Raw genomic sequence first — 20,755 nt, 5'->3', positions numbered from 1 at the left:
AAGCATAGACGCGGAGTAAATATTTGCATAGTGTTCGTTATGTATTTAAGTATATAGCGATGGGTAAAAAAATAGCCCGGCCAGTTCCAAACTTCGTCAGCGGGGCGGGATCATACAGATTTCACATCGCTATATATAAAAGTATATAGCGATGCTTAACTCAATGCCAATTCTGATTCGATTATAAAAAAACACGCCCCACCTTTCTATGCATCAGAAGGCGGAGGGAAAATGAAAATTTTAACTAGGCAGACTAGTTCTTTTTAGCTAAGAATTCGGCGCGGCGGAAAAAGGCCGTGAATCGCCACAGTCTGTATGAGCGCACACAAGTCCCGACAGTTCAGGCGGGAGTCGCGCTGGGAGATACGCATAGATTGCGCAGGGTGAAGAGTGACCAACTGAAGCGCCCCGCATGCAGAACATGCGGGGCCTGTTTAGTTACAGCTCAACGATACGATCAGAACTTGTAGGTTGCGCTGATGTAGCCGGTGGCGCCGTGCGCGTCGTAGTAGCTAGGATCGTAGCCGCCCTGGAAGTAGTTGCCCAGGGTGATGGCTTCCGGTGGTTTACGGTTGAACAGGTTTTTCACGCCTGCACGGATCTGCAGGTTCTTGAAGCCGCTGTACGAAGCCTGTGCATCCCAGGTCGAGAATGCGCCCACGTGGACGGCGTCGGTGCCGGTCGCGGAGTCAGCACGGGCAGCATCCCAGTAGCCCGACTGGAAGTTCTGGGTCAGGTTCACACCCCACTTCTGGTATTTCCAGTCCATGCTCCACTGATGCTTCCAGCGGAAGATCACGCCGCCGTTGGCCACTGCATTGAGCGGGTTGCCGTTGGCGTCGATGGTGTGGGCAACACTAGCCTGCACCGTGCCGTCTGGCAGTTTCTCGTCGAACTTGGTGGTGTAGGTGCCGTTCAGACGGGTCGAGAAGTTGCCGTAGTTGGCGGTCTTGGCGATCGTCCAGCGCGCGTCGATGTCGATACCTTCGGTCTTCAGCGAACCAGCGTTCAGGTTGGTGGCGTAGATGTTGGTGATATTGCCGCCTGCATCACGACGAACCAGACCGGTGTAGTTGCTGTCGCCAGCCGCGGCCTTTTCCACGATGAACTCTGGGCTCAGGGTGGTGATCAGGTTGTTGACGTTGATCTTCCAGTAATCCACAGCGATCGACACGCCTGGTACCGGATCAATCACCAGACCCAGCGAGGACTGTTCCGACTTCTCTGGCTTCAGGTTGGCATTGCCGCCTACGGTCTGGTTAAACTGGCCGCTGGTGCCGCTCACTGGATCAGTGAAGGTCGCGGTGGTGGCCACGGTCTGCGGGTTGTTCAGCTCAGGCAAGGCGCCCACGCGGAAACCACGGCCATAAGATGCACGCACCAGCAACTGCGACAGCGGCTGATAACGGAAGCTGATCTTAGGATTGGTCGAGGTGGCGTTAGGATAACGGTCGGTACGCAGGGCCAGATCCGATTCCAGGTGCTTGACGATAGGCACATTCAGTTCGCCGAAGATAGCCTGATAGGAACGCGAAGCCGACAGTGGCAGCACCTGGCCGCCGTAGCCGGAGATGTCGCCCGACTGGTAGGCGGCCGATGGGTTCAGGTCCAGTTTTTCGTTGGTGGCCGATGCACCCAGTGCGAACTTGGCCATGCCGGCTGGCAGTTGGTACAGGTCGCCCGAGATGCGCGCGGTCAGCGAGTCATTGGTCAGGGTCGAATGGATCATCTGGCCCACGTAGTTGGTCGCGTAGATCTGCTTGGCCAGCTCAGGCGACTGGAACTGGGTCCATGGGTTGAAGGCTGGGTTGTTGCTCAGCAGCTTGACCAGCGCCACCTGATTCGAGTAACCCTGCTGGGTGCTCTCGCTCACGTCGCTCGAGTTGTGGGTGTAGGCCACGTCGTAGTCGAAGCCCTTGACCACGCCGCGCATGCCGATAACCAGGTGCGACAGTTTGGCCATGTCTTCGGTCGAGCGGTTGCCGGCATCAAATGCGCGATAGCTGACGCTGATCGGCTTGCCCACCTGGGCAGGCGCGTTGGCTGCCAGCCAGGCGGATGGGTAGTACGGACTGCTTGGCGATACGATGATCGACGGATACACATTGGCGGCAGCGAAGGCGCTATCGGTCGACAGGAAGGAATTGCTGTAGGGCGAAGGCTGCGAGTTGTTGTCGGTCTTCTGCTGCGAGTGGAAGCCTTCCACGAACAGTTCATTGTTCTCGTTGAGCTTGAAGCGGAACGAGGCCGACAGGTTGGCGCGTTCGGTTTGCGGTACCAGGCCCACGTAAGGTGCCGAGTTGAAGCGGCAGGTGCCCAGGTTGGCGTCGTATTCGCTGCCGTTGGCGGCGCAGTTATTCGGTGCCAGCGGATTGCCCAGGCCTTTGCCCAGCGCGGCCAGCGTGTTCGGGATCACGCCGAACTGGTTCGGTGTGGTGTTCGGGATGAAGCTGGTGATGGCACCGCTCGGGGTCGCGCTCTGCTCGCGCAGGCCGTTGTTGTTCCAGCTGTTTTTGGCGTAGCTGCGCTGCGAACCGTAGATGGTGGTGTCTTTCGAGACATCGGCCGCCACGGTGATGTTGTAGCGGTCTTCGTCGAAATCACCCCAGCCGGCGATCACGGAAGCCTTCTTGGTCAGGCCGCCGCCATCCTTGGTGCCCGAAGCGTAGGCGGTGGCTTCAACGCCGTTGAAGTTGTTGCGCAGGATGAAGTTGATCACGCCGCCGATCGCGTCGGAACCGTACACGCCCGAAGCGCCATCTTTCAGCACTTCCACGTGGTCCACGGCTGCCAGCGGGATCGCGTTGATATCGACTGCGGTGCCGTCGGTAGCGTAGTTGGCCAGACGGCGGCCGTTCACCAGAATCAGGGTCTTGCTGCTGCCGATGCCGCGCAGCGACACGGTGGCTTCGCCATAGGTCGAGGAGCCCACGCCAGCGGCGCTAGGCACGCCGCCCACTGCCGAGATGGCGGTCACTTGCTGCAGCAGCGCTTCGGTGTTGGTCACGCCCATCTTGGCGATATCGTCGCGGGTTACGGTCTGCACTGGCAGTGCGCCTTCGGCTTGCGCACGTTTGATCGAGGAGCCAGTGATTTCCACGCGCTGCATAGGAGCATCGCTGGTTTGCGCCTGAGCGGCGATAGAGCCGAGCGCGACGGCGCCGGAGAACGCCAGGCGCAGCGAGCGCGAGATTACGGTTTCTTTGGTCATGAAATTTCCGTTTGAACAATGGATGGGTGACGGCCACGCCGAGTAACTCGGCGCGCCACTAAACGTTGGCTACCCTGGATTTGCTACGTGTTAATTCAGAAAGGGCACAGCGTCTTGCGGACAACCACCACTTCAAACTGAACCAGTACTTCGCTCTCTTTTTTAAGGCCAATCTATTTCTTGAGTCCCACAGCTTGTGGAGCATACGCCACACAAGCTGATGTCATATGACAACATATGACAAATTCGAGCGTCAATGGACGTTCTGACATCATGATAGAAAACAACAAATTGGCGCTCTATATGTAAAAAGCGGGCAACTTTAAGGGTGATTTAAGAAAAAGGGATGGCGAGCCCCTTTCCGTGAATATGACGGAATTTTATTCACAAATAAAAGGTTCTCTTATGAATAAATTTAGCAGCGAGGGGTGTGATAAGCGGAAATAAGCGATGGAAACTTGGCAAGATAACTATTTCTGTCACAATTCTTTACAAATTGACGACCGTGCGGCGCTCGCACTTTCATGTAAATTTTGCATTCAAAAATAAGGTAGCATTATTTAACATCGCCGGTCAATATTCTGCATCGTGCTATCGCAACAGGCTTCTTCGCACTTCCCCACCACATCTTCCGGCGTCGCTGTACAGTATGACTGCGTCGCCGGACGGCTGGCGTAGCTCGGCACAAACCGGTAAATGCGCAATTCTGCGCAAGCTCGACTGCGCACAACAATAAGGAAACGGCATGGCGTGGCTCATTTTGAAGTATCTGGCGACGTCCGCCGTCGTGGTACTGGTTTCGGAGATTGCCAAACGCAGCGATAAGCTGGGCGGACTCATTGCCGCACTGCCGCTCGTCTCCATACTGGCGCTGGTCTGGCTCCATCTCGAGAACCAGAGCCAGCAGAAGATTGCCAATCATGCGTGGTACACCTTCTGGTATGTGCTGCCTACTCTGCCGATGTTTCTGGCCTTTCCCGCGCTACTCTCCCGTGTGGGCTTCTGGTGCGCGCTGGCCTGCGGCGTTCTGCTCACACTGGTGTCGTTCGGACTGTTTGCCTTAGTGATGAAACGATGGGGCATCGAACTTCTATAAAGCCGTGCCGCTGTGCGTCCTCGGCCTTACCCGAGACTGATGGTGGGAGCACCACACAGCCGATCAGCCTGCTGCGTCCGCTAATCGGACCGGAACACTCCTTTGCCCTTGCAATCCGCGAAACTACAGGCATGGCATACGACCTCCCGCAAAGGTTTCAAGTAGTGAGACAGCCTACTCCCGCTCAGTATCAACCACATGAGTCCGCGCCCCTCATATTGCCCCTCAAAACGCATAAGCAAACCGAATATGCACGCCTGCATCGTTGCACTTCCCCCACTGGTCCAGCACGCGCCACGATAGTCTAGAGGCGATAGGCTGCGTCCGCTAACGGCGGGGGAATATTACTCGAGCACTTCAACAAATTCTGGCAAGTCGGTATCGTATGTTTAAAACTGGTAGAGATACCCCAGTCGTAACGCTGACGTCGTAGCTCTGTCAACGAGCGGACTATCACTAATACCGGCGCCACGATGCTTGGCCCCGATATCTACCATCACGAGCTGATTTCTAGTCACGCCGTAGTTTATTCTGAGACCGCCACTAATCTCCGTCGTGGCAGCGCCGACATACAGCGAGCGCCCGGCCATTGCCTCCTCAGGTTTCACACCAAAATTGTAATCAACATATTTTTCATCCAACCACTCAACACCCAAGTATGGGATTAGCTGGAAATGCCCAGAACGGAAAGTATGCTCGCCACGGAGTTGTAATTGCTGACCTTTGCTTGCGGCAGCGGCTTTCATCCATTGGGCTGAAATCCTGATGAGACTGGTCTCCCATGTGGCGGCCGCGCCTAGCCACAATCTACCTTTGCGCTCTGCCATCCCGGTAAGAAATGGCGAGTCACTCGCCTTGTAGCCGCCGCCGAGTTCATACTTAGTGCGCCAGACCACTTGAACGGTCTCGGCGGAAAGTAGTTTGACGTCAAGCACATTGCCGAACATATGGATGTACTGGTTATCGTACATCAACAGTGGAATAGCGGTGGTGCGACTATCGATACCTTTGTACAGGCCACGATCCAGTCCTAGCCCCAAGCCTACGCCCCACTTCGAGCCTGGCTGTTGTGCAGTGGTCGCCACTGCTACGCCATCTTCTGCGTGGCCAGAACTGAGTCACATCGTGGTCAGTACAGTCAGCAGTAGGCCCTGAAATATTTTTTGCTTCAACATTGATACTCCCTAGATGAACTCAAAAACTATAATCAGTAGACGTGCGACACTCGCTCTTATGAGAAATGCCCAAGATGTGCCAGATTACTTCTGGCAACGGATCTGGTGAATTAGGCTAAATGAAGTGTCTGCTTCCGCCCCGAAGCGGAAGTTCAAGATTTCACAAAACGGATATGCAAAGTGAGCAATAAATGATGCAACCTGCCTCGTTTCAGTTGATTGATGGGTTAGACTAGATTTAATTCAAGCTATTCCGGCTCACACTATTTCGTATTATCAGGATCCATTTTGTGATCATAACTAATGATGCGTGCTATTTTCCAAACGCCATTCTTGAGCAGCATGATGTGAGTAAAAGAAGCCCTCAATGTTCTCTTGACGATTTTTCCCGAATCGGTGCTATAGAAGTCATGCTCACCCATTACGAGTGCACCATAAATTTCCTTGTCTTTGCGCATAGGATAGATGCGCAGAGAGCCTGCCACAAGTACGCGCCGCCCTCGATTTTTACCCTTATCCATTCCCGCATTGACATTAGCTAACGCTTCCAGCCCCATAATTGTGCCACCAAGATCGTGATAAAACTCCACATCACCCGTGTAGTAGGAGTTGAGAGTTGCGGATGGCGAGAAATTAAAATCGTTCCAGAATGCCTCGTCGGTTTTTCTGACTTGGGCTTCCCAGTCAAGATTCTTGTCCGCTGCCATGACGGGAGCCATGGCGTCGAACATGATAATGAAAATAAATGTGGCAAATGTCTTTATAATTTTTTCCATAGCAAGTTCGTTTTAGTTTTGATGGGGGGATTGTTTTCTTGACAATGATCTGTGCTATATGAGATCGCAAGACTACGATAAAACACAGGCGTCAGCGATATAACCTGCCGTGTTCCTTTGCTTAGGATGCCTTATTAACAAAGTCTTGGTGCATTCTGCTGTATTCAAATAAAGGTTTAAGAGACGCGACAAACCGCGCAGCACATTGAATGTCTGCAATTGGCCGTCATCGGCGAAACCATAATTTCCAATTACCAGATAACGACGTAAGTATGAAGTGGCTCGCCAATACGGTGATGAGATAATCGCACAAGGTAAGACCTGTCCAAAGCTGCGGATAATACTTCAATGCCATCATGCGATTAAAGAAGTAGCCAAATGCTATCCAAAACAACGCCGCTACCCCGACGACGCCAAGCATCCAGCGGTGAAAATTTCTCAGCTTCATTTCCGATATATCTCTTTCAAGTAGGCGGCCGCTTCTGGCCGAAAACAGCTACCAATGTGGCTCAAGCTCAGGATATTGTCGCAGGATTGGTCTGAAGAGATGTTCATCACTGGCAGCCATAACTTGGGCAATATGTCGGCGCATTTCTCGACGCTCGGGTTCCGATGAAATCTGTTCAGATTTATGGATGATGACATTGATTTGAGCGCTCAAGACTAAGACCTCTTTCATCAATTCCTCGGCTATTTTCTTATCCATCTCGCCTTTCTAGCAATGTTGAATTGAAACCTGTTCTGATGCTCTCTGCTCAGAAAAATTGAACGGCAGCTTGTGGCCGAACTCGGCCGTCAAAGCGACTGTAAGCATAACAACTAATACACAAGTATCACTCACGGAATGTCACAAGTCCAAAGAATGCAACACACAGTTTAGTGAGCAAGGATTTAGTACAGTTCAAGTTGTTTATCCCAAGACGGAAAGACAGCGCGCAAGGGCATTGCTCCTTTGAGACCACAACTGCCCCATCCAAGAGTAACGAGGCCCCACCCAGCCTACCAGTTAGCGATCAATGTGGCGCGCAGCGAGCGAGACTCGCTAGGGTGGAAATGTACGTCGTCGACCGGTGCCGCTTCGCCACGCAGTTGCGAACTGTAGAAATAGTCGATCGCTGAGACCTTGCGATTGGCAATATTGAACGCTTCCAGTGACAGCCGTAGCTTCGGTGTGAGCTGATACGCCACATGGCCATTCAAGGTGAACGACGATCGCGAACGCACGCGATTATCCGCCGTCAGCGGACGCGGACCAAAATAGCGCAGACGCAGTGCGCCGGACCACGGCCCGTATTTATCCACCGTCAATGCCAGCTGCCCCACACCTTCCACCGCATCTTCAATATAGTCGCCTGCCAGCGCATCATGATCGCGCGAACGTGCATGAGCATAAGCCGCATCCACATCGAACGATAGCCATGGCAGCACCTTGTAATAGTTGGAGATCTCCACCCCATAGCGCCGGCTCGGCCGCCCCGCTTCAGTGGTGCCGGAGTCCCCGATATAGGTCAGCTCCGAATCGAAGTCCAGCCGGTAAAGCGACAGCGACGTCTGCATGCGCGGAATCAGTTCGGTACGAAGCCCCGCTTCCTGCCCTCGCGATTGCACCAGTCCCGGCACCGGTGTCACTGCCTCCCCCGTCTTCGCATCGACTTTGGCGACCGTGCCGCGCCCATCATTGCTGTGGAATCCCTTGCCCAGATTCAGATACAGTTCGGTCTGCGCAAACGGGCTCAGAATCAGGCTAAGCGAGGGACTGACTAATTGCGCACTTGCGGTACCGCTGTTATCCGCCAGATTGCTCTTCACATCGAAGCGATAGTGGTCAGTGCGCACCCCGGCGACAGAACGCAGCTTGTCACTCCACCGAGTAGCATTTTCCAGGTACAGTGCGGCGCTACTCTCCACAATATGATCTTGGCGAATCGTCGACAGCACCTGCTGGGCGCGCGTGTGATTGAGTCCATTAAACACGTTATCGTTCTGTCCCATCAGGCCTAGCGTCCAGTCGCCCGCCAGTCCCAATAAAGGAACGTCACGCCACGTGTGGCTGGCACCGAAGCCACTCGTCACGCGGCGGTCCGGCTGACCAAACTGATCGCCGTTAACGGGATCATCCATGTAGTAGGTAAAGTCGGAAAACAGGTCAAGCCGGTTACGGATCACATAGGCATTCAGCTTGGCCGCCGCTTCGGCCGTGGTGCTGCGCCATGTGGCCGACAGGCTGCTACGCGCCGACCGGCCGCCATCAGTGTTATCGATGGCATCAAACCGCCCTATGCTGCCATCCTGTACGGCACGTAGCGGTATCTGGTCGGTCGAGTTCCACTGCCCGCGATAGGCCATCGCCGTTACGCTCCAGCCATTGCTGGCCGGCCCCACCGAATAGCGCAGCACGCCGTTCGCCTTGCGGTAGTTATCGCCACGCGTATAGGGACCGTTGTTGTGCACACGTTCCAGCGCGTACAGCAGGCTGCCGCCGCCTACCTCGCTCGAAGCTGCAAGCGCTGCACGACCATAGGCGTTCTGCCCACCACTGATGGTGAACACATTGTCGCTAAGCCGGTTGGCGTAATTGACTGACACACTGCCGGCCGAAGCAAAATCACCCAGACGCGCCGAATACGGACCTTTGCTGTAGTCCATCCGCCCGACCACTTCCGGAATCAGAAAATTCAGATCGGTCCAGCCCTGCCCATGCGCATGGCTGCGCTGATTGACCGGCATATCGTCAACATAGGTCGCCAGATCGGTGCCGTGATCGAGATTAAAGCCACGCAGGTAGTACTGGCTGGCCTTACCTTCACCACTATGCTGGCCCACGATCAGACCCGGCGTAGCCTCCAGAATCTCGGCTGGCCGGTACACCGTGCGCAGCTCCAGTTCACGGCCAGTAATGCTGCCCTGATTTGCGGAATCGGCCAGCCCTAGCTGGCTGGTGCGGGAGGCCTCGACGGTGACCGTCAGCAGACCTGTCGGTTCTGCTTGTGCAGCAACGAATGGAACAAGCAGCGCTGGCGCGGCCAGCAATGAAGCGTAATGAGAACGAACAGAAGACATGCGTAGCCTAGTCAGAGAGTGAATGCGAACATTGCGGCAGATTCTATGTGCGCCTTCTTAGATTCGATAAATACTTCATTCGCATTCCTATATACGCCTTATGGAATAAGGGCGCGTTCAAAATCAACAGTTCTGCTGCCTACTCAACAGTACTGCTGATTTTTCAGCAGATGCGACTGCGCGCCTTCTTGCGCCGGGCGCAAAACTCTCTAAAGAAAACAATCACTTGAGTTCATTTTCCCGCGACCGCTCTACGCTGGCACAGGGCTTGCGAATCATAGTGGCATGCAAGCCCCATTTATCCTTCAGGAGAACAAAAATGAAAATGAATCTATCGCGCTGGCTCATCGCACTAGCGGCCGGCAGTGCAGCGTTGATCAGCGTGCCGCAGGCGCAGGCGCACCACGCCTTCGCCGCCGAGTTCGACGCCAAGCAGCCGCTCGACCTGAGTGGCACCATCACTAAAGCCAAGTGGGTCAACCCCCATAGCTGGCTGTATTTCGATGTCACCGGACCGGATGGCAAGGTCACTAACTGGGGCGTGGAATTCGGTGCGCCGAATTCGCTGGCCAATGCAGGTCTGGCCAAGAGCGATCTGAAAATCGGCCAGCCAGTACGTATCCGCGGCTTCCGCTCCAAGAACGGCGAAGCCTTCGGCTATAGCGTGTTCGTCACGCTGGCCGATGGCCGCACCATCCAGACCGGTGGCGCGCAGGACGCCCCGACTACCGAGGCGCCGCGTCCATGATCCGATCCCTGACACTATTTACCTTGCTGGCGGCGCTCACCGGCTGCGTCTTCGCCGCCGATAAGATTCCCCGTCTGGCCAATGGCCGGCCGGACTTTTCAGGCATCTGGCAGACCACTAGCGCCGCCGAATTCGATCTGGAACCGCATGCGGCCCGCATTGATGCGCCACCGAGTGCTGGCGTGGTGGTCGGCAATGTGCTGCCCTATCTGCCGGCAGCACTGGAGCAGAAAAAGAAGAACTTCGCCAATCGCGACAAGGATGATCCGCGCCTGAAGGGCTGGACGCTGGGCGTACCGCGCGGGATCTACTACCCCGAGCCATTCCAGATCTTTCAGCGCCAGCGCGACCTGACGCTGGTACACCAGTTTGGCCATTCGGTACGCACCATTCACACCAATGGCACTGATCACCCCGGCGGCGACCGCAACCAGTTCTGGCTTGGTGATTCGCGCGGCCGCTGGGATGGCGACACGCTGGTGGTCGATGTATCCGGCTTCAACGACGAGACCTGGCTGGACCGCGCCGGCAACTACCACAGCGAAGCGCTGCATGTGGTGGAACGCTGGAAGTACCTCGATGCCAACACCATCGAATACAGCGCCCGCGTAGAAGATCCGGAAGTGTTTGCCCGCCCATGGGATCTGAGCGTGATTCTGCATCGTCATCGCGAGAAGAACTTCCAGCTGATCGAAGACTATCGCTACACGCTGGAATACGAACAATACTACCCGCCCAAACCGCCAGCTTCCGCTGCACAAGCGACGCACAAGCAACCATAGGGAACGCCATGAAAACACTCGCAACTGCGCTCACTCTGCTGCTGGCCGTCGCTCCTCATGCGCAAGCCCAGCAGAACAAGGCCAAGCCGCTGGCCGGTACTGACCGGATCCGCTTCGAGCCTAGCTACACCGCTGTCGAATCCGGAAAATGGACCGGCAAACGGCTGGCCGATGGACAGCCCGACGTGGAAGGCCACTGGTCCAACACCGTCGCAAACCATAACAACTGGACCGATCCGCAAGGTGGCATACCGGGCGATCCGGCGCCGCCGCGCAAACCGCTAGGGCCACGCGCGGAGCGCGCGCCTAGCCGCGTAACCGATCCTGCCGACGGGCAGGTACCGTTCCAGCCGTGGGCCAAGGCGGCACAGGAAGACTTCCTGAAGAACTTCCACAATCCTACCGAGCCACAGTACATCGAGCCGCTGGCACGCTGTGCACCGGCTGGTGTGCCCAAGTCCTTCATCTGGCATGGCTACGAAATCCGCCAGTTCCCCGGCTATGTGGTGTTCCTGTTCAATTCGGGGACGCGCATCATCCATCTCGATGGCAAGCCGCACCTGCCGGAAAATATCAAGCTATGGAACGCCGACTCACGCGGCCACTGGGAAGGCAATACGCTGGTGGTCGATGTCACCAACAATAACAGCAAGGCGCTGTTTGGTCGCACCGGTGAATTCGCCAGCGAAAACGTCCACATCACCGAACGCTACATCTTCTCAAACGATGGCCAGCGCTACAACTATGTCGCCACTTTCGACGATCCATCCGTCTACACGCGTAAATGGACGGCCACCATTCCGGCCAAACGCCGCACCGAAAAAGATGCAGTGGACGGCTGGCACTATGAAGTCGCCAGCAATGTGGCCGGCAAACAGCAGGTGATCGAGCGCGACGAGCGTATCTGCACTGAAAACAATATCGGCTTCGGCCACGTGGCTGTCACTCCGCCGCCACGCTAACTCTCGCCCGCAAAAAACCTAGAAATGGAATACCCGATGAATAAAGCACTTCCCCGTCGTACTCTGATCGCCACGCTGGTAACGCTGGCGTTCAGCAGCACTGTTCCCCTGCATGCCACTGCCGCCGAAAACGCTGCTCCGGCAGATAGCGGTGACCAGAACACAGCCCTCACCGCCGGCGCCGATGGCGTTTCTGCCATCGTCGACAGCGTGGTAGTGCTCGGCTCGATCCGTCACGATGCCACCGTCCTCACCAGCTCCTCGCCGATCGATGTGATCACGCCGCAGCAGATCAAGGAAACCGGCGCCGTCTCGCTGAATCAGGCGCTCTCCAAGCTGCACCCTTCGTTCAATTTCCCGCAAGGGCAGAACGCCGTCAAAGGCCAGGGTGTGCGTTCCGCTTCGCTACGCGGTGTTAGCCCCGCCTATACGCTGGTACTGGTGAACGGCAAGCGCCGCAATGCTTCGGCCCAGTTGTCCGGTACCGATCCATGGCCAGCGGCTACCGTGGTCGACCTCAACACCATCCCGCTCAGTGCCGTATTGCGGGTCGAAGTACTGCGTGACGGCGCTGCCGCACAATACGGCTCCGACGCCATCGCCGGTGTGATCAACATCGTGCTGCGCGAGAATGGCAGCGGCGGCGAACTGTCCGCCCATGGCGGCGGCTATTCCGATGGCGGCGGCCACACCACGGCCGTCAACGGCTGGACCGGCATCAAACTGGGGCAGGATGGTTTCGCCAACTTCAGCATCGACCGCCTGAAAAATACCAATGTCGATCGCAGCGCAGCCGACTGGCGCCAGCTGTTCCCTAACGGCGATCCGCGCAATGACAGCTTCAACAAGAAATACGGCCAGTGGGGCCAGGCATCGCGCAATAACTGGAGCGCGCTCGCCAACGCCGAACTGCCACTGAGCGCCAAAGCCGTCGCTTATGGCTGGGTCAATTATTCAGACAAGGATTCGCACAACTGGGTCAATCCCGAGCGCGTGGTGAAAGCCATCACCAGCAACACCACGGTGACCGATGGCACCAAACTGGGCGAGAACGATGTACTGGGCCTGTATCCGAATGGCTACCAGCCGTGGATGAGCTACCACGCCAAAGATGCGGCCGTGGTGGGCGGCGTGCGCTTCGATGCCGAACGTGCCGGCCAGTTCGATCTGGCGGTGAGTTACGGCGCCAACGAAACCGCGCGCGACACCTACAATACGGCCAATCCGTCGTATGGCGCCAGCAGCCCGACCCACTTCTATCTGGGCTCATGGAAAAGCGATACCACCAGCCTCACCGCCGACTATAGCAATGTGCTCGGCGTCGACGGTCTGCAGGATGGTCTGAATATCTCGGCTGGCCTGCTGGCACGTCACGAACGCTGGCGCACCGGCGATCTGGGCGATGCCGCCGGCTACACGGGTGGCCCACTCGCAGGCAAAACCGTCGGTTCGCTGTATCCCGGCACGGCCTATGCCAGCGATACCACCCGCATTCCGATCAGCGGTTCCTCCACTTCCGGCATCAAGCCGCAAGATGCCAATGAAGTAAGCCGCAATGTCGCAGGTGGTTATGCCGGTCTGGATGCACGCCTGAACCGCCAGTGGCTGGTCGGCGCCACCGGCCGTTACGAGCACTACTCGGACTTTGGCGGCACCAGCAATTTCAAGCTGAATAGCCGCTACGACTTCACGCCGGCCATCGCGCTGCGTGGCACGGTCAGCTCGGGCTTCCATGCACCGAGCCTGGCTGCACTGGGCTTCCAGAGCACCGGCACTACCAGCAACTGGTCTAACTCCGGCAGCGGCACACTGACGCCGGGCCAGACGCGCCAGTTCCGTCCCGACGATCCGGCTGCGCGGGCCTTCGGTGCGCGCGCACTGGATCCGGAAAAGTCGCGTACCTATTCGCTCGGTGCCGTCTGGCGTCCGGCCGATACCAGCTCGCTGACGCTGGATGCCTACCGCCTCAAAGTGCGTGACGTGATCATCCAGACTGAAACCCTGCAGGGCGCTACCGTCACCAGCGCCTTCAATGCCGCCGGCCTGCCCGGCTTCACGCAGGCGTCCTACTACACCAACGGCTGGGATAGCCGTACTGATGGTCTGGATATCATCGGCAAGCATCACCTGAGCGCCGGCAGCGGCCAGCTGGAGCTGAGTGCGGCACTAAGCCTGCTCAACACCAGTGTTTCGAACGTACACCGCTACGTCAGCATCGGCGGTAGCCAGATCCTCGCGGTCAGCAACGCCAAAGTGCGCGACGCCGAAACAGGTACGCCGAAGAACAAGCTGGTACTGGGTGCGCGCTACGCCAGCGGTGCATGGACCACCGACAGTACGGTGACGCGCTACGGCCGCTACCGCTACAACGTGGGTGACGTGGCCGGTGTGGCTTCGCCCAATGGCAATATCGATCAGGAATTCTCCTCCGAAACCTATGTCGATTTCAGCGTGGCTTATGCGCTCAGTAAAAACTGGAAGCTGGATCTGAATGTACAGAATGCCTTCAACCGCTATCCGGACAAATACCTGACAAATAACCGCGCCAGCGGTATCAACCCATACTCCTTCATCGCACCGAACGGCGCTTCCGGCCGCTTCGTGTATGCAGGTCTGAGCTATAAACTGTAAAGGAGTTTTGATGACGGATCGCCGCACTTTTCTGCGCGGCGCCGGTGCATTAGCCTTGATGGCCAGTGCACCGGCAGCAGTCCGTGCCAGCAGCGCAAGTCCGCGCGTGCTGGTGGACTGGCACGCGCATTTTGTTACCCATGCCGAGATCAGCTTCCTACGCCAACGCTCTAGCACACCCCGTGTGTTTGACGGCGCCGATGGCGTGAGCCTGATGGAAAATCTCGATACCGCCTCGTTCGCAGGCGGCAAACCCTCCCCTTTCAGCGCCTCGAGTATCGAAGCACGCTTGCGTCACATGGATCAATTGGGCATCGGCCGCCAGTTGCTTAGCCATACCGTGGCACTAGGCTTCGACGCCACCCTGCCGCTGGAGCAGCTACGTCCCCTGTTCCGTGCCGTGAATGACGAACTGGCCAGCGTGGTCAAACGCTATCCGGATCGATTCTTTGCCGTGGCGGCGCTACCGGCCGCCGATCCGCAATGGGCTGCACAGGAACTGCGCCGCGCCCACACGGAGCTGGGGCTGATCGGTGGCTCATTGCCGCTGAATGCCTTTGCTACGCTGGAGAGTGCCCGTACACTGGCGCCGCTGTTTGCCACAGCGCAGAAGCTGGGCAGCCATTTCTTCGTGCACCGCGCTCCGGCCAGCGCCCGGCCAGCGCCCTGCTACCGGGCCAGCCGCCGGTACTGATCCCGCGCGATACCGAGTATGCACGCTGGAGCATTATCAGCAACAGCCATCTGGCGAATGGCGCGATTACGCTGGGTCTGACGGATTTTCTCGATACTTATCCCGATGTCTCGGTCGAAGTGATCATGCTGGGTGGCTTCCTGCCGTATCTGATCGATACGCTGGTGCCGGCTGCACACAAGGCGGGGGTAACCGATCCGCTGGCACGCTTGCGCCGCCTATACCTCGATCCCGGCCCGTATTCGCGCAATGGCGAGTGGGTCAAGCTGGCGATCGATAAGCTGGGCGCCGACCGTATCCTGTTCGGTACCGACTATGGGGTGGGAGGGGGAGATCGTGGCGATTCCTCGGCAGGACTCGCCACACTGGATCAGGTGCTGACGCCTGCGCAGCGCCAGCAGATGTACATCGACAACAGCCGCCAGTTGCTGGCGCGCAAAGGCATCACGGTTTAGCCGCAGTCTTGATCGGGGCAGGCCATTTCGGCTGCTCCGTATTTGGATACCAGTAAGTCCGGTGGCAATGCTCGCAAGCGGCATCGATCTTTTCGCCAGCGGCCATCAGGCGTGGCCCCGCCTTGGCATCGATAGCGGCCGTGGCTTCCTGCGTTGCCAGCTGCAACTGGCGCGCCGCCGCAGCAAACTTGGCCGGGTCTTCCGCAATCTTGCTCTTCACCTGCTCGGCCGTCAGTATGCCCGGCACATGGGCATCCTCCAGCTGATTGGTATGACTGATAGGCCGTCCTTCCACCAGCAGCAGATTGGCCGCCTCCGCCAGTGCAACCGCATGGTGGCGCACTTCCAGCCACTCCGCCTCCGAATTAGGCTGATATTCCTTCAGCCCCTGTGCGGTGGTCTCACTTCTGACGGCGCCCCAGATCGCATCGGCAGCCGGATCGACGATATGTGCCATCACTTCCTGTATCGATGCATCAGGATGAAATGCCGTGGGCGCCGGTTTGCTGCAGGCGCCCAGCAGTGCCGGAATCACCAGTGCTGCCCCTATGCTCACTACTAACTTCAACTTCATAGTCTTCCCTTAAACATAACCGATAGCGCGACCAAACAGGCCCACGCCCAACCACAGCGACAGCGACAGCACGGCACTCCCCTGCGCCAACCATGGCGCCACCTGCTCTGCCCGCGTCACCTTGCGATACAGCGTCAGTTGCACCACCAGTGCCAGTGCCAGCAAAAGCATCTTGGGGACGAAGGCGCTGTTGCAGAAGTAACGTACGGGGCCTGACAGGAACAGCGTAGTTCCCGTCAGCACCGTGAGTGTCAGCCCGCCCCACAGCAGCGGAGCGACGGCTGCAGCGATTTGCGGATGCGGCACTGCGCGCAGGCCAAAGCCCAGCAGTCGCAGGTTCACCAGCACCAGCGCAGCCAGGAAACTCACCAGCCCCATTACATGCAGCACCTCGGTAATTTCGATCACCAGATGGTTAGCACCACGCAGTTGCGTGATCAGATAGCTGTCCTGAACCCAGCCAAGGATTTGTACAAACGTCATAGTCGAGATATAAAGCTGAAAATTAAAGGTAGTAAGGAATCGAACGGCCAAACACCGTGGCCAGCGTCCAGAAGCTCAGCGAAATCCAGCCGGCACGGGTCGCTGCGCGTGGCAGCACGGCTTCATTGGCCCACTGGGTGGCGCGATGCCCCCACTTCAGTTCGAAGTACAGCGCATTCAGGCAGGCCAGCACCATGCAGCCCACTTTGAGCCAGAATGGCAGATTGGTGTAGAGCGTCTCGGCCTCGGCCCAGAACAGCAGACCGCCCGTAATGAAGGTCAGTGCAAAGCCGCCGAAAATATAATGGCGCAGCTGGTTTAGTAATTCGGCCAGCGGAATACGTTTGAGCAGCAGGCCAGTCAGGCGCAAATCAGTCAGCAGAATCAGGCCAAACGAGACGGCCAGTCCCAGCAAATGGAAGGCCTCCAGCAGTGGAAACGCATATTGCGATTCGCGCAGCGCCGTACTACTCTCGGATTCTTGAATCAAGTGGACAATATCGAATAACGTCATCGTAACCTCGTCTCAGGGAAGGACTGCCAGCGCCGATAACGCCAGTGCGGTTGTCGCCGCATCAAGCACCGGCTCAGGCGACGAAGCTGAAACGGAAGGTGACGAAGCCGATACCGCAGCTGTCGGTGCAGCCGCCTTTGCTGGTGGCGGTGCAATCCGCTTGATCGTGCCGCCCTGTGCCTCGTAGTCTTCCGAGCCGGTGGCTCCGGCAACCTGATAGCCCTTGGCCAGCAGTAGATCACCCACCGCACCGGCACGGTGGGCGTGATTCGATACGGTGATGATCAACCGGTCTTTGGGAATGAACGATAGCTGCTGCTCGACATCCTTGGCCTGCACGCTCAGGTACACAGGGAAACTACCTTTGGCCGTCACCTCATCAGGGCGGCGCACATCGAGTACCAGCACTTTGTCCGGCTGCGCCAGCAGTGCATCGACTTCGCTGCGTTGCAGCTGTTTAGTGGTATGGTTCCAGGCTTGCTGGGCAAACGCGGGGACACTGGTCGCCAGCGCCAGTATGAGCGGAATGTATTTCATGATTGCGGACTTTCGCAGAGTTGTACTTGCCTACTTCATCGCAAGTAGCGTGCCCGAATTCTGCCGACAGGCTGGACGCCTGTACTGGCGGGCGAAACGCCCTGTCAGCCTTGAAGATCAGGCAAACCAGATGTTGAATTTCCAGCAGATCGCAGCCGCAACTGCTGGGAAATCAACAGCCTCGTATCCATCAGTGTCGGATTCCGCTCACTTGGCTGCGCGGCTGCCAGTTCCGGAATATAAAAAAAAGACCCGCTACCATCAGCGGTAGCGGATCTTTACATGGCGCCGTTAAAGCGCTTCAGTGAGCGAGCTTGCGGATCACCGCCACCAGCCGGTCGACTTCCTCGTAGGTGTTGTAGAACGCGAGCGAAGGCCGCACCGTGGTTTCAACACCGAAGCGGCGCAGGATAGGCTGGGCGCAATGGTGACCAGTACGCACGGCTATCCCTTCCTCGTTGAGTGCTTTGCCCACCTGCTCGGTGGTATAGCCATCCAGCACGAACGACATCACGCTGGCCTTCTCGGCCGCCGTACCGATCAAGCGCAAGCCACGGATCTGCTCCAGCTGATAGGTGCCATACACCAGCAGTTCGTGCTCATAGCGAGCGATGGCATCGAGCCCGATGCGGTGCACATAATCGATGGCTGCGCCCAGCCCCACCGCGTCAGCAATATTGCCGGTGCCCGCTTCGAACTTGTTCGGTATCGGCTGATACACGGTATTCTCGAACGTCACATCGGCAATCATATTACCGCCGCCCTGCCATGGCGGCATGTCTTCCAGCACCTCGCGCTTGCCCCATAGTGCACCGATGCCGGTCGGACCGAACACCTTATGGCCGGAGAACACACAGAAGTCCGCGCCGATATCCTGCACATCGACCTTCATGTGCGACACCGACTGGGCGCCATCGACCAGTGCCCGCGCCCCCACGCTATGCGCCAGTGCGACGATTTCCTTCACTGGCGTCACGGTACCGAGCGCATTTGACACCTGCGTCACCGACACCAGCTTGGTGCGGCTATTGAGTAGCTTGCGGTATTCATCGAGCAGCACCTGCCCGCTGTCATCGACGGGTATCACGCGCAGCACTGCCCCCTTGGCCTTGGCTAGCTGCTGCCACGGCACGATGTTGGCGTGATGTTCGAGATGCGAGACAATGATTTCGTCGCCTTCGCCGATGTGCTGCGCACCCCAGCTCTTGGCCACCAGATTGATCGCCTCGGTGGTGCCCCGAACAAAAATCACCTCACGCACATCGGGCGCATTCAGAAAGCCTCGTACCCGTTCGCGCGCACCCTCGTAGGCATCGGTAGCGCGTGCTGCCAGTTCATGTGCAGCACGGTGAATATTCGAGTTCTCGTGCTCGTAGAAGTAGCTGATGCGGTCTATCACGGCACGCGGCTTATGGGTGGTTGCGGCATTATCGAACCACACCAGTTGACGCCCGTTGACACGCTCCTGCAGGATAGGAAAATCGCGTCGCACCGCATGCACATCGAATGGCGGCGCCGCCGTCCGCGCCTGTAACAGCGGCGAAGCGGTGGCAGGCCGCGCTGCACCGACGGCGGCGGGATCGGGACTATGCCAGTCGCTGAGGAAGTAGTACGACGGTGCATCGGGCTGACGCGGCCCGCCCAGATCCAGCGCAGGCACGCCCAGCACGGCGCTGCCGCTGCGCGGCTCGTAAGCCGGCAAAGTGCTGTACACCTTGTCCGGCACGCCATTGCCGGCCGGTGCCACCGGCGCTAGCGCCGGAATACGGTTGGCCAGCGAAGGAAGCTGGGTCGGCGAAGCCGGTAGCAGATTGGTGCCCGGTATCTGCCCCTGCGGAATCGGCGTACCCGGCACCGACGGGCCGAGGCCGGCCGGACTGGCCAGCGGCGATCCGGCCGGCGCCAGATTAGCGGGCGCCTGCACGCCCGGCACGCCCAGCGGCGTCTTGAACGGCGCCGAACTGAATAGCTCGTTGGCTAGCCGCGCTAGTACTGCCGTATCGAACGGCGCGCCGGGTGGTTCCGGCAAATTGGACGTTGGAGCGCTCATTTATAGGTATCAGGATAGTCGTGGTATTTGCCGATTTCGACATCGTCCAGCACAGCCAGCGCATCATTGGTCAGTACTGCCAGCGAGCAGTACAGCGAAATCAGATACGACGAAATCGCGTGATTATTGATGCCCATGAAGCGCACCGACAGCCCCGGACTCTGCTCACCCGGCAGCCCCGGCTGATACAGACCTACCACGCCCTGACGCTTGTCGCCCACGCGCAGCAGCAGAATCTTGGATTTACCATCGGCCACAGGTACCTTATCGGAAGGGATCAGCGGCACACCACGCCACGTGATGAACTGGGAACCGAACAGGCTGATGGTCGGCGGCGGCGTACCGCGTCGCGTCGCTTCGCGACCAAACGCGGCAATCGCCAGCGGATGAGCGAGGAAGAAGGCCGGTTCCTTCCACACCTTGGTCAGCAGCTCGTCAAGATCGTCAGGCGTCGGTGCGCCCGTCAGCGGAAAGATGCGCTGTTCGTCCGCCACTTGCGACAGCAGTCCGTAATCGGGATTGTTAATCAGTTCGGATTCCTGATTTTCCTTGATGGTCTCGATGGTCAGACGCAGCTGTTCCTTGATCTGGTCGTGCGGGCTGCTGTACAGATCGGACACGCGGGTATGCACATCGAGGATGGTGGAGACCGCATTCAGGAAGTATTCGCGCGGATGCTCTTCGTAATCGACATAGGTGCGCGGCAGCTGGTTCTCGGCCTGCCGTGCGGTGCAGGTGACCTTGATCGCTTCCGGATTCTTGACCTTGTTCAGGCGGTAGATGCCTGCTTCCACCGGCACCCATTGCAGCAGATGGGTAAGCCAGCGCGGGCTGATCGTTTCTAGCTGGGACGCCGTCTTGGTTGCATTGGCTAATTGCCTTGCTGCGTTATCGCCCAGCGCCGTGGTTCCGCCTACAGTTGCTGACATCTTTACTCCCATCAAATTGAGTTGAAAAACATAATTAGTGTGCGGCGCTGGCCTAGACGCCTCAACATGCTATAGCCA

At 57.8% G+C, this 20,755-nt stretch carries 19 protein-coding genes; 8 read left to right on the top strand and 11 right to left on the bottom strand.

Annotated features, from left to right (window positions below; genetic code table 11):
• Positions 1 to 457 precede the first annotated feature (457 nt).
• The gene (locus GM655_RS06650; protein ID WP_155433754.1) at positions 458 to 3,211 is read right to left on the bottom strand and encodes a TonB-dependent receptor; all 2,754 of its coding nucleotides are present in this window, start codon (positions 3,209 to 3,211) and stop codon (positions 458 to 460) included.
• A gap of 745 nt (positions 3,212 to 3,956) precedes the next feature.
• Here GM655_RS06650 and GM655_RS06645 point away from each other — a divergent pair.
• Positions 3,957 to 4,307, top strand: coding sequence for a DUF3147 family protein (locus tag GM655_RS06645; RefSeq protein ID WP_155433753.1), 351 nt, complete (start codon positions 3,957 to 3,959; stop codon positions 4,305 to 4,307).
• Between the two features lie 389 nt (positions 4,308 to 4,696).
• On the opposite strand, the gene GM655_RS06640 is transcribed toward GM655_RS06645, so the two are convergent.
• From GM655_RS06640 to GM655_RS06625, 4 genes are all read right to left on the bottom strand, one after another.
• On the bottom strand, positions 4,697 to 5,392 hold the full coding sequence (locus GM655_RS06640) for a MipA/OmpV family protein (RefSeq protein WP_155433752.1): 696 nt from the start codon (positions 5,390 to 5,392) through the stop codon (positions 4,697 to 4,699).
• Between the two features lie 353 nt (positions 5,393 to 5,745).
• On the bottom strand, positions 5,746 to 6,258 hold the full coding sequence (locus GM655_RS06635; RefSeq protein WP_155433751.1) for a DUF4440 domain-containing protein: 513 nt from the start codon (positions 6,256 to 6,258) through the stop codon (positions 5,746 to 5,748).
• Between the two features lie 496 nt (positions 6,259 to 6,754).
• Positions 6,755 to 6,964: a hypothetical protein gene (locus GM655_RS06630; protein ID WP_155433750.1), complete on the bottom strand. Its 210-nt coding sequence runs from the start codon at positions 6,962 to 6,964 to the stop codon at positions 6,755 to 6,757.
• Positions 6,965 to 7,257: 293 nt separating this feature from the next.
• Positions 7,258 to 9,318, bottom strand: a complete 2,061-nt coding sequence (locus GM655_RS06625; protein WP_155433749.1) for a TonB-dependent receptor — start codon at positions 9,316 to 9,318, stop codon at positions 7,258 to 7,260.
• 319 nt (positions 9,319 to 9,637) lie between these two features.
• Between GM655_RS06625 and GM655_RS06620 the strand changes: the two genes are divergently transcribed.
• The 6 genes from GM655_RS06620 (at position 9,638) to GM655_RS06595 (ending at position 15,590) form a co-directional block, all read left to right on the top strand.
• Positions 9,638 to 10,066, top strand: coding sequence for a DUF6152 family protein (locus GM655_RS06620; RefSeq protein WP_202411940.1), 429 nt, complete (start codon positions 9,638 to 9,640; stop codon positions 10,064 to 10,066).
• The gene (locus GM655_RS06615) at positions 10,063 to 10,848 is read left to right on the top strand and encodes a hypothetical protein (RefSeq protein WP_155433748.1); all 786 of its coding nucleotides are present in this window, start codon (positions 10,063 to 10,065) and stop codon (positions 10,846 to 10,848) included. The genes GM655_RS06620 and GM655_RS06615 overlap by 4 nt, the downstream gene beginning before the upstream one ends.
• 8 nt (positions 10,849 to 10,856) lie before the next feature.
• The gene (locus tag GM655_RS06610) at positions 10,857 to 11,810 is read left to right on the top strand and encodes a hypothetical protein (protein WP_155433747.1); all 954 of its coding nucleotides are present in this window, start codon (positions 10,857 to 10,859) and stop codon (positions 11,808 to 11,810) included.
• A 36-nt stretch (positions 11,811 to 11,846) separates the two neighbouring features.
• Positions 11,847 to 14,441, top strand: coding sequence for a TonB-dependent receptor plug domain-containing protein (locus GM655_RS06605; RefSeq protein ID WP_196308715.1), 2,595 nt, complete (start codon positions 11,847 to 11,849; stop codon positions 14,439 to 14,441).
• Positions 14,442 to 14,451: 10 nt separating this feature from the next.
• Positions 14,452 to 15,135 (top strand): amidohydrolase family protein, encoded by a 684-nt coding sequence (locus GM655_RS06600; RefSeq protein WP_155433745.1) that lies wholly within the window; start codon positions 14,452 to 14,454, stop codon positions 15,133 to 15,135.
• A gap of 125 nt (positions 15,136 to 15,260) precedes the next feature.
• Positions 15,261 to 15,590, top strand: coding sequence for an amidohydrolase family protein (locus tag GM655_RS06595; RefSeq protein WP_155433744.1), 330 nt, complete (start codon positions 15,261 to 15,263; stop codon positions 15,588 to 15,590).
• On the opposite strand, the gene GM655_RS06590 is transcribed toward GM655_RS06595, so the two are convergent.
• Genes GM655_RS06590 through GM655_RS06575 form a run of 4 tightly spaced genes read right to left on the bottom strand, consistent with a single transcriptional unit; the run spans position 15,580 to position 17,698 of the window.
• A complete protein-coding gene (locus GM655_RS06590) occupies positions 15,580 to 16,164 on the bottom strand; it encodes a cytochrome c (protein WP_155433743.1) in 585 nt (194 codons plus the stop codon). The genes GM655_RS06595 and GM655_RS06590 overlap by 11 nt on opposite strands.
• A 9-nt stretch (positions 16,165 to 16,173) precedes the next feature.
• Complete coding sequence (locus GM655_RS06585; protein ID WP_155433742.1) at positions 16,174 to 16,647, bottom strand: DUF6644 family protein; 474 nt, start codon at positions 16,645 to 16,647, stop codon at positions 16,174 to 16,176.
• Positions 16,648 to 16,669: 22 nt separating this feature from the next.
• A complete protein-coding gene (locus tag GM655_RS06580; RefSeq protein WP_155433741.1) occupies positions 16,670 to 17,161 on the bottom strand; it encodes a DUF6644 family protein in 492 nt (163 codons plus the stop codon).
• A 12-nt stretch (positions 17,162 to 17,173) separates the two neighbouring features.
• A complete protein-coding gene (locus GM655_RS06575; RefSeq protein WP_229632395.1) occupies positions 17,174 to 17,698 on the bottom strand; it encodes a rhodanese-like domain-containing protein in 525 nt (174 codons plus the stop codon).
• On the opposite strand from GM655_RS06575, the gene GM655_RS06570 reads away from it, so the two are divergent.
• On the top strand, positions 17,688 to 17,969 hold the full coding sequence (locus GM655_RS06570) for a hypothetical protein (protein ID WP_155433740.1): 282 nt from the start codon (positions 17,688 to 17,690) through the stop codon (positions 17,967 to 17,969). The genes GM655_RS06575 and GM655_RS06570 overlap by 11 nt on opposite strands.
• 30 nt (positions 17,970 to 17,999) lie before the next feature.
• On the opposite strand, the gene GM655_RS06565 is transcribed toward GM655_RS06570, so the two are convergent.
• Both GM655_RS06565 and GM655_RS06560 read right to left on the bottom strand, forming a co-directional pair.
• The gene (locus GM655_RS06565; protein WP_155433739.1) at positions 18,000 to 19,748 is read right to left on the bottom strand and encodes a family 2A encapsulin nanocompartment cargo protein cysteine desulfurase; all 1,749 of its coding nucleotides are present in this window, start codon (positions 19,746 to 19,748) and stop codon (positions 18,000 to 18,002) included.
• On the bottom strand, positions 19,745 to 20,677 hold the full coding sequence (locus GM655_RS06560; protein ID WP_155433738.1) for a family 2A encapsulin nanocompartment shell protein: 933 nt from the start codon (positions 20,675 to 20,677) through the stop codon (positions 19,745 to 19,747). The genes GM655_RS06565 and GM655_RS06560 overlap by 4 nt, the downstream gene beginning before the upstream one ends.
• Positions 20,678 to 20,755: the final 78 nt, after the last annotated feature.

The sequence above is a fragment of the Pseudoduganella danionis genome, from assembly GCF_009720775.1.
In the GTDB taxonomy this organism is placed as follows: domain Bacteria; phylum Pseudomonadota; class Gammaproteobacteria; order Burkholderiales; family Burkholderiaceae_D; genus Rugamonas; species Rugamonas danionis.
The sequence above is the reverse complement of the archived record's forward strand: the minus strand, read 5'-3'. Positions and strand labels throughout refer to the sequence as shown.

What these genes read in the sequence shown, in the direction of transcription:
- GM655_RS06630 (WP_155433750.1), bottom strand. Translation starts at nt 6,964, where the DNA reads ATGGATAAGAAAATAGCCGAGGAATTGATGAAAGAGGTCTTAGTCTTG.
- GM655_RS06650 (WP_155433754.1), bottom strand. Translation starts at nt 3,211, where the DNA reads ATGACCAAAGAAACCGTAATCTCGCGCTCGCTGCGCCTGGCGTTCTCC.
- GM655_RS06605 (WP_196308715.1), top strand. Translation starts at nt 11,847, where the DNA reads ATGAATAAAGCACTTCCCCGTCGTACTCTGATCGCCACGCTGGTAACG.
- GM655_RS06580 (WP_155433741.1), bottom strand. Translation starts at nt 17,161, where the DNA reads ATGACGTTATTCGATATTGTCCACTTGATTCAAGAATCCGAGAGTAGT.
- GM655_RS06615 (WP_155433748.1), top strand. Translation starts at nt 10,063, where the DNA reads ATGATCCGATCCCTGACACTATTTACCTTGCTGGCGGCGCTCACCGGC.
- GM655_RS06625 (WP_155433749.1), bottom strand. Translation starts at nt 9,318, where the DNA reads ATGTCTTCTGTTCGTTCTCATTACGCTTCATTGCTGGCCGCGCCAGCG.
- GM655_RS06620 (WP_202411940.1), top strand. Translation starts at nt 9,638, where the DNA reads ATGAAAATGAATCTATCGCGCTGGCTCATCGCACTAGCGGCCGGCAGT.
- GM655_RS06590 (WP_155433743.1), bottom strand. Translation starts at nt 16,164, where the DNA reads ATGAAGTTGAAGTTAGTAGTGAGCATAGGGGCAGCACTGGTGATTCCG.
- GM655_RS06595 (WP_155433744.1), top strand. Translation starts at nt 15,261, where the DNA reads ATGCTGGGTGGCTTCCTGCCGTATCTGATCGATACGCTGGTGCCGGCT.
- GM655_RS06570 (WP_155433740.1), top strand. Translation starts at nt 17,688, where the DNA reads ATGTATTTCATGATTGCGGACTTTCGCAGAGTTGTACTTGCCTACTTC.
- GM655_RS06575 (WP_229632395.1), bottom strand. Translation starts at nt 17,698, where the DNA reads ATGAAATACATTCCGCTCATACTGGCGCTGGCGACCAGTGTCCCCGCG.
- GM655_RS06585 (WP_155433742.1), bottom strand. Translation starts at nt 16,647, where the DNA reads ATGACGTTTGTACAAATCCTTGGCTGGGTTCAGGACAGCTATCTGATC.
- GM655_RS06610 (WP_155433747.1), top strand. Translation starts at nt 10,857, where the DNA reads ATGAAAACACTCGCAACTGCGCTCACTCTGCTGCTGGCCGTCGCTCCT.
- GM655_RS06645 (WP_155433753.1), top strand. Translation starts at nt 3,957, where the DNA reads ATGGCGTGGCTCATTTTGAAGTATCTGGCGACGTCCGCCGTCGTGGTA.
- GM655_RS06560 (WP_155433738.1), bottom strand. Translation starts at nt 20,677, where the DNA reads ATGTCAGCAACTGTAGGCGGAACCACGGCGCTGGGCGATAACGCAGCA.
- GM655_RS06600 (WP_155433745.1), top strand. Translation starts at nt 14,452, where the DNA reads ATGACGGATCGCCGCACTTTTCTGCGCGGCGCCGGTGCATTAGCCTTG.
- GM655_RS06565 (WP_155433739.1), bottom strand. Translation starts at nt 19,748, where the DNA reads ATGAGCGCTCCAACGTCCAATTTGCCGGAACCACCCGGCGCGCCGTTC.
- GM655_RS06635 (WP_155433751.1), bottom strand. Translation starts at nt 6,258, where the DNA reads ATGGAAAAAATTATAAAGACATTTGCCACATTTATTTTCATTATCATG.